The organism is Rhizobium sp. 05L419 (assembly GCF_056397845.1).
Map to the genome: position 1 here is coordinate 295,300 of NZ_JBFTOF010000005.1, position 12,218 is coordinate 307,517.

Sequence of the window (12,218 nt, forward strand, 5' to 3'; positions counted from 1 at the left end):
TCCAGAAGGAACAGATGCCAATGATGAAAGAGATCGACATCAGCTATCGGACGATGTTCGCGGAGTTGGTGCAGCGGACGCACGACGGGCAGTTTCTCGCTGACTTCCCTCTGGAAGGATGGTTCGCCACCGTTACCGTGAAGGGCCGCGATTACTGGTATTTTGATCTCCCTACTCCCGAGGGCAAGGACAAGCGAAGCTATGTCGGCCCACACAGCGACGCAGCAATCACGGCGCGGGTGAAAGCCCACAAGGAGATCAAGGACACCCTCAAAGAGCGGAGGCGTATGGTAAGCTCGCTTCGTCGTGCTGGCCTCCCCGGTCCCGACGGGTTCGCGGGCGATATCACGAAGGCCCTCGCTGATGCCGGATTGTTCCGGCTGCGGGCTGTCCTGATCGGATCGGTGGCATTCAGTACCTATGCGGGGATGATCGGCGTTCGGTTGCCCTCGTCGGCAATGCAGACGGGCGACGCGGATTTCGCGCAAGACTTCGCGATCTCGGCCGGGGTCGAAGACAGCCTGCCCCCGGTGCTGGAAGTCCTCCAGTCGGTCGATCCCGAATTCCGAGCGGTTCCGCACCAGGCGGACAAAGCCAAGGTGGTCGCCTTCCAGAACGCCAAGGGCTATCGGGTGGAATTCCTGACGGGAAACCGGGGATCGGACGAGCACACGGGCAAGCCGTCGCCCATGCCTGCCCTCGGCGGCGCGTCGGCGGAAAACCTCCGGTTCCTCGATTACCTGATCTACGAGCCTGTCCGCACGGTGCTTCTCCATCGTGAAGGCGTAACCGTGCTTGTCCCCACCCCCGAGCGGTATGCGGTCCACAAACTCATCGTGTCCTCCAGAAGGCTCACAGACACGCTGGGACGCGTGAAGGCCGACAAAGACCTATCGCAGGCCGCCTTGCTCTTCGAAGCCCTCGTGGAGACGCGCCACGGCGACGAGCTGGCCGATGCTTGGCAGGAAGCATGGGAGCGAGGGGGTGCGTGGAGAGAGGGCATAGTCAGCGGCCTAGCGAGACTGCCCAAGAACGGGGTGAAAGCCCTCGAAAGGGTTCTCGGCCCCGAGGTGGTGGAAAGCCTGGTGAAAAGGTAATCTGAACAGATGACCGGGCAAGACACCCCATATGACCCCGGCCCTTGCCGGCGTTGCGGCAAGCCGTCGGAAGTCGTCCTCAAGATCGGCCAGCAAGTCGTGAACGGCGAGGACAAGTATCTGCCGGATCGTCGGCTATGCCTCGCCTGCTGCTAGATCGAGAAGAAGGAACTATGGGAAGCAGGAGTAGGGACATGACAGCAGAAATCGCGCCTGCCGACTTCCCCGGGCTTGAGAGCCTATGCTGGAACAGGAGCAAGACGGCTCCCATCGATCGGGAAACCGCGTGGAGCCTATATCGGGCCAACTGGCGGTTCATCTACCAGGACGATCTGACGGCCGAGGAAACCCACCTGATCGAAAGCCTTGAGGTCGAATTCGGGGCGCGGTTGCTCGGCACGGAAGGCCCACCACCTCCATTCGCTCTGATCACACCGTAGCCTCAGGAACATGAGCTGCTGCAAGCCTTGCCGGAGCTCGACGCCCCCGGCAGTGTCGGCGATAAGATCGTCACCGAGGTCAGAAAAGCTCTACTAACCCAAAAGATTGTCTGCCGGCGATGGATCCTTTCGGGGTTTGGCGAGCTGATTTTCTGGCGCAAGCAAGTGCCGCTCTGCGCCAGATGCCAACTCCTTCCCCGACCGCTGACGATCACTCGATCCGGTACTGCACGTGATACCGCCCGTGAAAATCCGAGCGCGCCACGCGTGCCGCGACGCCGAAGATGTCGCGGATGAGGGTCTCGGTCAGAACCTCGTCCGGGCCCCCTGCTGCCACCACCCTGCCCTGGTGAAGAACGGCGAGACTGTCGCAGAACATCGCTGCCAGATTGAGGTCGTGAAGTGCCACGATGCTGGTGGCGTCCAGCCTGGAAACCAGCGAGAGGATTTCGAGCTGATGCTGGATGTCCAGATGGTTGGTCGGCTCGTCGAGCAGAAGTTCGCTCGGGGTCTGCGCCAACGCGCGGGCGATCTGCACCCGCTGCCGCTCGCCGCCCGACAGCGTATGCCAGGCCTGGGCCGCACGATCCGCCATGCCGACCTGCACAAGCGCACTGGTGACGGCAAGCTCATCGCCCTCAGCCCACGGCGCGATCGGCCCGCGATGCGGGGTCCTGCCGAGACGGACGACGTCGGCGACAGTCAGCTGTGCGTCGGTGCCGGTCTGCTGTTCGACGAAGGCGACGCGCCGCGCGATGTCGATGCGCCGCATCCCGGCAATGTCGGTATCGCCGAGACGGATGACACCGCTCTTTACATGGCGCAATCCGCACATCAGCCTGAGCAGGCTGGATTTGCCGGATCCGTTCGGACCGAGCAGCCCGAGCGTCCTGCCCGGCGCCACCTCGATGCTGACGCCATCGACCACCATCCTGTTGCCCGCCGACCAGCGGACCTCACTTGCTGAAATGCTCATGTCACGCTCCTCGCGCGGTAAAGAATGACCGCAAAGGCCGGTGCGCCGAACAGTGCCGTGACGACGCCGATCGGCAGGATCTGCTGCGGAATGATGATGCGCGAGACGATGTCTGCCCCGACCATGAAGATTGCCCCCATCAGCGTTGCCGCCGGCAGCAGCCGCAGGTGTCCGGGACCGACGATGAAACGCGCCGCATGCGGGACGACCAGCCCGACAAAGCCGATGGAGCCGACGATGCTGACGACGGCGGCTGTCATCAGCGCGGTCAGCCCCAGCAGCACGATGCGGACCCTGCGGACCGGGATGCCGAGCGTTGCGGCGCTGTCTGCACCGAAGGCGAACGCATCGAGCGCTCGGGCATGGAACATGCATAGGACAAAGCCGGCGCCGGCGATCGGCGCCGCCAGATACACATCCGGCCAGCGCACGCCGCCAAGACTGCCGAGCAGCCAGAACATGACGCCGCGGGCCTGCTCGGCATTGGCCGATGTCGTAACGATATAGGATGTCAGCGCATTGAAGAGCTGCGAGCCCGCCACACCGGAGAGCACGACCCGGTCGTTCTGCCCGCCCGTTCCCGCCGCCAGCAGCGCGACGAACAGGAAGGCGATGACCGCGCCGATAAATGCCCCGGACGACAGCGTCAGCACCCCATAGCCGAGCCCCAGGATCATGACGGCCACGGCCCCCGTCGAGGCGCCGGCCGATATGCCGAGCACGTAGGGCTCCGCCAGCGGGTTTCGGAGCAGCGCCTGCAGGATCACCCCGCAGAGCGCCAGCGCCGCTCCCACGCTTGCCGCCACGAGTGCGCGGCTCAGCCTGTAGTCCCACACGATGCCCTGATGGATGCGGCTGAGCTCGAACGCCGTGCCGAAAGCCCGGTTGGCGACGGCCATTGCCGTGGTCGGCAGCGGAATGGCGATCTCGCCGATCGAGACGGCAAGGCTGATCATGAAGGCGAGAAGGACCAGAGAGACGGCAATGAGCGCACTCAGCACCCACCACCTGCCGCAAACAGCGATCCCGGAGCTCACTGCCTCAGCCCGAAGGCCTTGATGCCCTTTGCCAGACCCTCGATCCCGTCGATGGTGCGGATCGTCGGATTCATCGATTGCGCATCCATCATCACGAAGCGCCTTCCTTTCACCGCCTCGAGCTGGCTCGTCACCGGGTCCTTTTCGAGGAAGTCGATTTTCACCGCCGGGTCATCGGCAGCGTAGCGGCGGCGGTCCATGGTCGCGATCACGATGATCGCGGGGTTGGCCTCGGCGATCGTTTCCCAGCCGACCAGCGGCCACTCCTCCTCGCTCGTCACGACGTTTCTGGCACCGATCGCCTTCAGGATATAGGCAGGCGCACTGTTCTTGCCGGCAATGAAGGCGTCGCCGTTCACCTCCTTGCTGGAGAACCAGAAGACGACGGGGAGCTTGCTGCCGCCGGCGTCGGCAATCGATGCTGCCGCATTCGCCTCGCGCGCCTTCAGGGCTGCAACCAGCGCGTCGCCACGGTCCGTGACGTCGAAGATTTCGGCAAGTTCGCCGATCTCCCGATAGATCAGCTCCATCGTGAAGAGCTCCTTGCGCACGCCGTCTCCACCATCGGCGTTGACCTTCGCGACGCAATCGGCGGGCGCGATATAGGTGTTGATGCCGAGCTCGGAAAACTGCTCCCGCTTGCCGACCGAGCCCTGGGGGCCGACATGCCACTCGAATTCCGCGGCAACCAGGTCGGGCTCCTGGCCAACGACGGATTCAAAACTCGGGTCATTGTCGGCGAGACGCTTGATGGTCTGGTTGTCGGCGGCAAACTGCGGCAGGACCGGCCCGACCCAGACCGCCGTGCCGGCGATATTGTCCTTGAGACCGAGCGAAAGGAGAATTTCGGTCATGCCCTGGCCGATCGAAACGATCCTGCCGGGTGCCTTGTCGAAGGTGACGGTCCGGCCGCAATTGGAAAGCGCGAGAGGATACTGGGTCGCGCCCATGGCGGGAGCCGACAGCCCGGCGACGAAAAGGACGAGACTGAACGATTGAAGCATGTGACGCATGGAGTGCCTTTGTAGAATGGAGGAAAACGCGTCGCGCCCGCCGATCGGGCGGGAAACGCGAGGGTGAAGACGGGTTCGCAGCTGCCGCCCGGCGCCGGACCTCGGTCCATGCGTCGGGACGCAGATTTGCGTCAGCCGTTGCTAAAGATGGATGGCCCAATCAAGCCTGGGATTGGCGACGGCCACGCGGTTCGCACCGATGTCGAGATCGATCATGCTCGCTCCTGTTCCGGGCATCCCCGCCCGGTTGATTGGATCTATCTTCGACGGCAGGTCTCCTGGCTCGCGAATATATGCGTCTCATCTGCCTTCCCGCGCAAACGAGTGTCACGCAGTGGCATGGCGCCCGAAAAGGGCGCCACTGGGATGATCGGCAATCCGCTTACAGTTGCGGGGGCAGCCACGGTCTTGGTCCCTTGTTGGGTCGTCCGCACCGTGTTCCCTATTAATCCCCTCGGAGTCATCGTCGGGGAACCGTCGGGCGCAGTTAAGCCACGCCGTATGACAAGGTCAAGCCGAACGGCTCATGATGTTCAGCCTGAAAACGCCACATGGCTTCCATTCTCCATCGAGCCTTGCCAGAAGTGACGCGGCCAGACCGCTGATTCGACCAATTTCGGACACAGAAGGATGGCATGGCACTGCTCATGAGAGGCGCCCGTTCGCGGCGCGCCGCCACTGGACCGCTTGCGAGGTATGAAGGTGAAACTGCTAACTCTGGCCACGGCTTTGCTGTTTGCAACGGCGCTTGCTTCGACGGCCAATGCCGCACCCCAGAATTTCCCCGGCGCGCCGGGCGCGCTGACGCTTGCCGGCAAATGCGCCAAGCTCGTGGTCGGCAAGGTCGATGCGACGAAGGAGTGCCAGGGCGAAATCGCCAGCGTGACGCTGATCAACGGCCAGGTCACCTTGATCTTCACCTCCGGCGGCAAGATGCTCGGTTTCCAGGGCGACGGCACGAAGATCAAGCCGGCATCCGCCGGCAACGTCAGCCTGCCCCTCAGCCTCGTCGTCACCGGCGTCGGTCAGAAGATGACCGGCCAGGTGAAGGTGACGGGCACCTGCACGATGGGCAACCCCTACGGCGGTAAGCCGGTCGCCATCGAATGCACGGCCAAGAGCGCCGATACCGCCTTTGCCGGCAACTTCCGCACCAACGGCAAGTCGCCGAAGCAGAAGTAGCGTCAACGGGATACGGATGCCTACCCCGCCGTCGGATCGCCCGCGTTGGCGTCCAGATTCTGGTTCAGCCGCTTCAGAAGCGTGTCGACTTCCTCGTCCGTGAAGCCCGACAATGCCTGCCGGTTGCCTTCCATCAGGATTGCGCGCCGGGAAGGCGCTCCTCTGCCTGCTCTGTCAGGGTGATCAGGCGGCTCCGTCCGTCCTTGGGATCGGGGAGCCGCTGGACGAGGCCATCGCGTTCGATGCGCGACAGCAGCTGCGCCATCAGGCGGCTGATCAAGCGCACCACGCGCCGCTGCCCGGCTTGCGGGCGAGGCCTTCGTCGATGAGCTGCACGCCGATCGACCGCCCGTCGCGGGAGATGACGCGCGGCGCTCCGGCCTTGCCAGGCTGCCCGGCCGGGTTCATCGCGAAGGATCCGGCATTGAGGATGTTCAAGAGCCGCAGTTTGGCGGCAAAGCCGATACGTCTTTCACCGTCGCAGCGCGCATCGTCGATGCCCGGGCTGACGATATCGGCAATGACGATCTTCTCGCCCTTGTACCAGAAGGTGCCACCATCGGCGACGCAGTTGATGTGCTCGCCCTGTCCGCAATAGCCGAATGCCGCCTTCGCGGCCTGCGTCTGTGCCGGGGAAACCGAAACGGGTACCGCCTTTTCAGGTGCGGCCGGCGCCTTTGCCGGGATGGGAATCGCAGCGGGAGGCAGCACGCGCGAGACCGCGGAGATCGAGGCGGTCTGTTTCGGCCCGGCATCGCGTGCCGGCTCGCTTTTCGCAACGGTGACGGGGCGCGTGGCGGCGGGCGCGGGGGCATGCGCCGCCAGCATGGGCTTCACGCTCTTCCAGTTGTCGTAGACCGCGATGCCGCCAACGGCGATCGCGCCGATGATGGCCCAGGGGAGAGCGCTTCCGCCTCCCCTGCCTTTTGACCGTGTCGATGATTTGCGGCGGCGTGTCGCTGTCTTGGCCATGTGTCCGAATCCCGTGATCGGCGGATTATCGCCGCGCAATCCTTTCGGAAAGGTTGGCGAATGCCGTTTGGCACCGGCAAGTTTTTTTAAAAAGCCCGTCGTCACACAATCGCGCCATTTGGCGTGTCGGGAGGACACATCACGAACATTTGTTTTTGAAACGCTGGCACGCCAGGCCCGCGTGCGCCATGTGAGGGGCGAGGCGAAATTGGTTTGCGGATGAGAGTATGACACTCGGGCTTTTTTCAATTCTGAAGTGGCCAATCCGGCTCGTCGGCGCAGCCGGCTTGCTGGTCCTTGCGCATGCCGGAGTTGAACAGCTGTCCGGCAATTTTCACGAAGTCATCCCAGGTGAGCTCTACCGCTCCGCACAACCGAGTGGGTCCGACATCCAGACCTATGCCAATACCTACGGCATCAAGGCGATCCTCAACCTGCGCGACGAGAAACGGACGGACTGGTACGAGCAGGAGGCACAGGCAGCGGCGAGAAACGGCATAACACTGATTGATTTTCCGATCTCTTCGTCCAACGATCTGCCGGTCGAGGAAGCAACCCGGCTGGCCCAGCTGATGGCCGACGCGCCGAAACCGCTTCTCATCCACTGCGAACACGGCGCAAACCGCACCGGCCTGGCGGCGGCAATCTATGTAGGGGCAGTTAGCAAGCGCAGCGAGGCATTCGCCGAATTTCAACTGAGCCCCTATTTCGGGCATTTCGCGATACCCGGTTTCAGCCGTTATGCGGTCTACCGTTCCTGGGATGAATTCGAGGAAACCATCGGTTTCTAATCACCGGATGATCGAAAGCCGAGCGGCCGCGACGAGACGGGACTGCTCGATATGGCTTGGAACCTCTGCTGCCGAGCCGGCTTGAGGGCCGGAGCGTTGATATGACCCATCTGATCTCTCGATCCGATATCGATCCGGTTTTCGGCAGCCTGGCGTAGCGCCTGCCACTCGTTCTCGTGTTTCATGTATACGTCCTGCGGCACCAAATCTGTCTTCATGTGTCTCTCGCCAATCATTGGCCAACGCCAGCGGCCCGTGTCAGCGGCTGGGCTTTCGCAATCGTTCCATCCTCGTCTGCGGCAGGCTGTGGGCCGCCGCGCGACAGGTCTGCACCGCTCACATGGGCGGGGACATGGACGTCGTGAAGCACGCCAGGCGGCAACGTCAGATCAACCTGATGCGGCGGCATCACCTGCGCCATTTTCATGCGGTTCGGCCGTGCCTTTTTCATTCGGTCCGGCGCTTCGGTGCGTTTGTCGGGAACGTGGGTCGAAGTGTGCATCATGGGCCTCCTTTTCAACTCAACCCAACCCCAACGACTTGAAGGCCTCGATGGTTCCAAAGAAAAGCGCTCTGCCGCCGACCGCCCAGCCTTGACTGGCAGCGGAAGTTCACTACCTTTGCCTCATCCCGCGGCCTCAGACATCGGCTGACGGGGCAACCTGGTGCCGGGCCCCTCTGGCGAGAGTTTTTGCGGCGCTCTCGTGATGTCGGTACCGCCTGCAAATGAGCCGGCGGATTTTTTCCTATGAAAAAGCACACCATGCCTCACGCGCATGCCCGTTGTGGTATGTCGCGTTTCTCCTGCGTATCCCCGTATCCAAACAGCGTTTCTGGCTGCGAGGTGAGGCCATGAACCCAACCTCCACCCAAAAATCCTCGCTCAGCTATTTCCGCTGGGCCTTCATCGTCACCGTCCTCGGCCTGATCCTGGGGGCCGCCCTCGGCTGGCAGACCACCGGCACGATCGGCGGCATGGCCACCGTCTTCTTCGTGTGTACGGTCCTTGCCGTGCTGGAGATTTCGCTCTCCTTCGACAACGCCATCGTCAACGCCAACAAGCTCAAGGAAATGACGCCGGCCTGGCAACACCGGTTCCTGACCTGGGGCATCGTCATCGCCGTCTTTGGCATGCGCATCGTCTTCCCGCTGGCGATCGTCGCGATCGCAGCCAAGATCGGCCCTTGGGAGGCGCTTGTGCTCGCGGCACGGGAACCTGCCGAATACGCCCGCATCATGAACGACGCGCACCTGCCGATCGCCGCCTTCGGCGGCACCTTCCTGATGATGGTCGGCCTCAACTACTTCTTCAATCACGAGAAGGACGTCCACTGGATCGCCGGGCTGGAAAAGCTGATGGCGCGCTCCGCCACCATCAAGGGCATCGAAATCGCGCTCGTACTGGCGCTCGTGCTGGTCTTCTCCTCGTTCCTTGAAGCGGAGGATGCCACCACCTTCGTCCACTGCGCCATCTACGGCCTGCTGACCTTCCTCGCTGTCGAGGTTGTCGGCGGTCTGCTCGATGCCTCGCAGCAGACGATGAGCGCTGCCGCCAAGGGTGGCCTCGGCGCCTTCATCTATCTCGAAGTGCTCGACGCCAGCTTCTCCTTCGACGGCGTCATCGGCGCCTTCGCACTGACGCAGAACCTCTTCGTCATCGCCATCGGTCTCGGCATCGGCGCCATGTACGTGCGCTCGATGACCATCATGCTGGTGGAAAAAGGAACGCTTGCCGAATACCGCTATCTCGAGCACGGCGCCTTCTATGCCATCCTGATCCTCTCGGTGATCATGTATGTTCAGACGATGGTGCATATCCCCGAGGTCATCACCGGCCTTGGCGGCGCAACGCTGATCGGCATCTCGCTATGGTCCTCCATCCGCCACAACCGGAAGGAACAGGCCGAGGAACACGCCGCGACACAAGAACAGCTGCAGTCCTGACGCCCATGAAGCCGCAGCACAGGCTGTGGCTTGCCTCCCGTCAAAAATAAAGCCCGCGACCATCCGGTTGCGGGCTAATTCGTATCTGGCGATCTGACAGGCCGGCGACCATATCGCCTGTTCAGGCGCGAGGCGTCAGTGGTTGATTTTGGCGAACATGCTCGGGTCGATGCCGAGTTCGCGCAGATCGCGATGCTTCGGGTGACGGCCGGATTCAATKGTCGCACTGACGGCATTGGCAGCACCGATCATCGCAAAGGCGCGACCAAGCAAGCCGTCGCGAATAGCCTGGCGGAAGGACATTTTCTTTCTCTCCTGCTTTATGATTGACTGCTCACATGTGTGCCTGCGCAGGCGTGATCACAAGCGACGGAAATTCAGCCCTGCCATGCAAGAACATGCGAACCACTGAGAGAAGCGCGCTAGCTGGCGCCCCCGACTTCCCCTTGTGCCCCCCTCAGACCATTCCCTTTCCCGTGCGAAGGTCAGGGGCGAGTGGTGGTACAATCGGATGCGTCTTAATGACATCAGAAAGGACTGCGTTATGACTGAGAAAGTTCTCTTCACTGGCAAGACCCACAATACGAACGGTCGCGACGGCGCAGCACGCAGCAGCGACGGCCAGCTGGACATCAAGTTGAAGCAGCCGCACCCGGCTGCCGAAAACCTATTCGGCGCGGCTTGGTCGGCCTGTTACATGGGAGCGATCGAGGCCGCCGCCGCCCAGAGAAACATCAAGCTTTCGGCGGGGATTGCGATCGATGCTGAGATCGATCTGAACGTCGATGATGGCTCCTACTTCCTGCGGGCGCGCCTCAACGTCAGCGTGCCGGGCGTCGACCCTGAAGTTGCGCGTGAGCTGCTCGACGCGGCACACGGCATCTGCCCGTACTCCAAGGCTACCCACGGCAACATCCATGTTGCGACCAACCTCGTCTGAACGGCGCCCAGCCTGGTACGATGTCTGGAGATGGCGCACAGTTGCCGCTCCAAATTGGCGGCATTTCGCTGCCGAAAGTCTCGGAGCATTCCGTGCGCAGGTCTGGGACTTCACCGGCCATCAATCGTCCATCGCAAGGAACAGGCCTGGAATTCGCCCACTGGTCCTGGTTGGGCACAGGGTTGCCTGCCAAAGCAAAGCGGCCACCTAGGCGCCATTTCGCCCATCGACCAGACGGAAAACGGCCGGCAGATGTCTCCATCGCCGGCCGCAAGCTGTGGGTTCGCATAGTCTTTTTGTTTAGTCTTCGTTGGCCGCCAATTGCGAGAGAACCTGGCCGCGACCGCGGATTCTGAGGATCAGCGGGATCAGGAACGCTGCGGCGGCCACAATCAGCAAGCCTGCGGCGATCGGCGACATCACCAGCGTCGTCACGTCACCCTGGCTGATCGCCAGCGCCCGGCGCAACTGCTGCTCGGCAAGCGGCCCGAGGATCAGGCCGACGACCGCCGGAGCGATCGGGTAGCCGAACAGGCGCATGATGTAGCCGAGGATGCCGAAGGCGAGCAGCATGCCGAGCTCGAACACCGAGGGGTTGGCGCCGATGGTGCCCAGCGTCGCGAACAGCAAAATACCGGCATAGAGCCAGGGCTTCGGGATCGTCAGCAGACGCACCCAGAGGCCGATCATCGGCAGGTTTAGCACGAGCAGCATCGCATTGGCGATGAGCAGGCTGGCGATCAGGCCCCAGACGAGCTGCGGATTGGTCGCAAAAAGCAGCGGACCGGGCTGCAGGCCGTATTGCTGGAAGCCGGCAAGCATGATCGCCGCCGTCGCCGTCGTCGGCAGGCCGAGCGTCAGCAGCGGCACCAGGGTGCCGGCCGCCGAGGCGTTGTTGGCAGCTTCCGGACCGGCCACGCCTTCGATGGCGCCGTGGCCGAACTCTTCGGGGTTCTTCGCCAGCCGCTTTTCGGTGGCATAGGAGAGGAAGGTGCCGATCTCGGCGCCGCCCGCCGGCATCGCGCCGATCGGAAAGCCGATCAGCGTGCCGCGCAGCCAGGGCTTCCACGAGCGCGACCAGTCCTCGGCCGTCATCCACAGCGAACCCTTGACCGCCTCGATCTTGTCTTCGATGCGATGGCCCTGGGCTGCGATGTAAAGCGTCTCGCCGATCGCGAACATGGCAACCGCGAGCGTCGTCACTTCAACGCCGTCGAGAAGATCGGGAACGCCGAAGGAAAGCCGTGCCTGCCCGGTCTGCTGGTCGATGCCGACCATGGCGAGCGCAAAGCCGATGAACAGCGAGGTGAGCCCACGCAACGCCGAATCCCCGAATGCCGAGGAGACGGTGACGAAGGCGAGAACCATCAGCGCAAAATACTCGCGCGGCCCGAAGACCAGCGCCAGCTTGACGATGAAGGGCGCGATGAAGGCAAGCCCCAAGGTTGCGATCAGACCCGCCACGAACGAGCCGATCGCCGCCGTTGCCAACGCCGGGCCGCCGCGGCCCGCACGCGCCATCTTGTTGCCCTCGAGCGCGGTGACGATAGAAGCGCTTTCGCCCGGCGTGTTGAGCAGGATCGAGGTCGTCGATCCGCCGTACATGCCACCGTAATAGATGCCGGCAAACATGATCAGCGAACCGGCCGGGTCGAGCTGGTAGGTCACGGGCAGGAGAAGGGCCACTGTCAACGCCGGACCGATGCCCGGCAGGACGCCGACGGCCGTACCGAGGGTGACGCCGACGAAGGCATAAAGCAGGTTCATCGGCTGCATGGCGACCAGGATGCCCTGGAAGAGGAATTCGAAGGTGCTCATCGCATCCA

At 63.0% G+C, this 12,218-nt stretch carries 16 protein-coding genes and 1 riboswitch; of the genes, 7 read left to right on the forward strand and 9 right to left on the reverse strand.

Annotated features, from left to right (window positions below; translation table 11 throughout):
• Positions 1-20: 20 nt before the first annotated feature.
• Genes AC1DMK_RS09275 through AC1DMK_RS09285 form a run of 3 tightly spaced genes read left to right on the forward strand, consistent with a single transcriptional unit; the run spans position 21 to position 1,537 of the window.
• A complete protein-coding gene (locus tag AC1DMK_RS09275) occupies positions 21-1,097 on the forward strand; it encodes a nucleotidyltransferase family protein (RefSeq protein ID WP_477858526.1) in 1,077 nt (358 codons plus the stop codon).
• 9 nt (positions 1,098-1,106) lie between these two features.
• Complete coding sequence (locus AC1DMK_RS09280) at positions 1,107-1,253, forward strand: hypothetical protein (protein ID WP_477858527.1); 147 nt, start codon at positions 1,107-1,109, stop codon at positions 1,251-1,253.
• 38 nt (positions 1,254-1,291) lie between these two features.
• Positions 1,292-1,537, forward strand: a complete 246-nt coding sequence (locus tag AC1DMK_RS09285; RefSeq protein ID WP_477858528.1) for a hypothetical protein — start codon at positions 1,292-1,294, stop codon at positions 1,535-1,537.
• A 211-nt stretch (positions 1,538-1,748) separates the two neighbouring features.
• On the opposite strand, the gene AC1DMK_RS09290 is transcribed toward AC1DMK_RS09285, so the two are convergent.
• Genes AC1DMK_RS09290 through AC1DMK_RS09300 form a run of 3 tightly spaced genes read right to left on the reverse strand, consistent with a single transcriptional unit; the run spans position 1,749 to position 4,563 of the window.
• Positions 1,749-2,513, reverse strand: coding sequence for an ABC transporter ATP-binding protein (locus AC1DMK_RS09290; protein WP_477858530.1), 765 nt, complete (start codon positions 2,511-2,513; stop codon positions 1,749-1,751).
• On the reverse strand, positions 2,510-3,550 hold the full coding sequence (locus tag AC1DMK_RS09295) for a FecCD family ABC transporter permease (protein ID WP_477858532.1): 1,041 nt from the start codon (positions 3,548-3,550) through the stop codon (positions 2,510-2,512). Before AC1DMK_RS09295 ends, AC1DMK_RS09290 begins: the two co-directional genes overlap by 4 nt.
• Entirely contained in the window at positions 3,547-4,563 is a 1,017-nt protein-coding gene (locus tag AC1DMK_RS09300) for an ABC transporter substrate-binding protein (RefSeq protein ID WP_477858534.1), read from the reverse strand. Before AC1DMK_RS09300 ends, AC1DMK_RS09295 begins: the two co-directional genes overlap by 4 nt.
• A gap of 251 nt (positions 4,564-4,814) precedes the next feature.
• A riboswitch (cobalamin riboswitch) is annotated at positions 4,815-5,057 on the reverse strand.
• Positions 5,058-5,259: 202 nt separating this feature from the next.
• Here AC1DMK_RS09300 and AC1DMK_RS09305 point away from each other — a divergent pair.
• Positions 5,260-5,745 carry a hypothetical protein gene (locus tag AC1DMK_RS09305; protein WP_477858535.1) on the forward strand — a complete coding sequence of 162 codons (486 nt, stop codon included), beginning with the start codon at positions 5,260-5,262 and terminating at the stop codon, positions 5,743-5,745.
• Positions 5,746-5,878: 133 nt separating this feature from the next.
• Here AC1DMK_RS09305 and AC1DMK_RS09310 read toward each other — a convergent pair whose 3' ends face one another.
• Both AC1DMK_RS09310 and AC1DMK_RS09315 read right to left on the reverse strand, forming a co-directional pair.
• Positions 5,879-6,034, reverse strand: a complete 156-nt coding sequence (locus AC1DMK_RS09310; RefSeq protein ID WP_477858537.1) for a hypothetical protein — start codon at positions 6,032-6,034, stop codon at positions 5,879-5,881.
• Positions 6,022-6,717, reverse strand: a complete 696-nt coding sequence (locus AC1DMK_RS09315; protein ID WP_477858539.1) for a hypothetical protein — start codon at positions 6,715-6,717, stop codon at positions 6,022-6,024. Before AC1DMK_RS09315 ends, AC1DMK_RS09310 begins: the two co-directional genes overlap by 13 nt.
• A gap of 227 nt (positions 6,718-6,944) precedes the next feature.
• Between AC1DMK_RS09315 and AC1DMK_RS09320 the strand changes: the two genes are divergently transcribed.
• Positions 6,945-7,508, forward strand: coding sequence for a dual specificity protein phosphatase family protein (locus AC1DMK_RS09320; protein WP_477858541.1), 564 nt, complete (start codon positions 6,945-6,947; stop codon positions 7,506-7,508).
• On the opposite strand, the gene AC1DMK_RS09325 is transcribed toward AC1DMK_RS09320, so the two are convergent.
• On the reverse strand, positions 7,505-7,726 hold the full coding sequence (locus AC1DMK_RS09325; RefSeq protein ID WP_477858543.1) for a hypothetical protein: 222 nt from the start codon (positions 7,724-7,726) through the stop codon (positions 7,505-7,507). The two genes, AC1DMK_RS09320 and AC1DMK_RS09325, sit on opposite strands and share 4 nt — an antisense overlap.
• A gap of 14 nt (positions 7,727-7,740) precedes the next feature.
• A complete protein-coding gene (locus AC1DMK_RS09330) occupies positions 7,741-8,013 on the reverse strand; it encodes a hypothetical protein (RefSeq protein ID WP_477858545.1) in 273 nt (90 codons plus the stop codon).
• 347 nt (positions 8,014-8,360) lie between these two features.
• Between AC1DMK_RS09330 and AC1DMK_RS09335 the strand changes: the two genes are divergently transcribed.
• On the forward strand, positions 8,361-9,452 hold the full coding sequence (locus AC1DMK_RS09335; protein WP_477858547.1) for a DUF475 domain-containing protein: 1,092 nt from the start codon (positions 8,361-8,363) through the stop codon (positions 9,450-9,452).
• Positions 9,453-9,587: 135 nt separating this feature from the next.
• Here the strand turns inward: AC1DMK_RS09335 and AC1DMK_RS09340 are convergent, their stop codons facing one another.
• Positions 9,588-9,755 carry a hypothetical protein gene (locus AC1DMK_RS09340; RefSeq protein WP_477858549.1) on the reverse strand — a complete coding sequence of 56 codons (168 nt, stop codon included), beginning with the start codon at positions 9,753-9,755 and terminating at the stop codon, positions 9,588-9,590.
• A 241-nt stretch (positions 9,756-9,996) separates the two neighbouring features.
• On the opposite strand from AC1DMK_RS09340, the gene AC1DMK_RS09345 reads away from it, so the two are divergent.
• A complete protein-coding gene (locus AC1DMK_RS09345; RefSeq protein ID WP_477858551.1) occupies positions 9,997-10,392 on the forward strand; it encodes an Ohr family peroxiredoxin in 396 nt (131 codons plus the stop codon).
• A 300-nt stretch (positions 10,393-10,692) separates the two neighbouring features.
• Here the strand turns inward: AC1DMK_RS09345 and AC1DMK_RS09350 are convergent, their stop codons facing one another.
• The gene (locus AC1DMK_RS09350) at positions 10,693-12,210 is read right to left on the reverse strand and encodes a tripartite tricarboxylate transporter permease (protein WP_477858553.1); all 1,518 of its coding nucleotides are present in this window, start codon (positions 12,208-12,210) and stop codon (positions 10,693-10,695) included.
• Positions 12,211-12,218 lie beyond the last annotated feature (8 nt).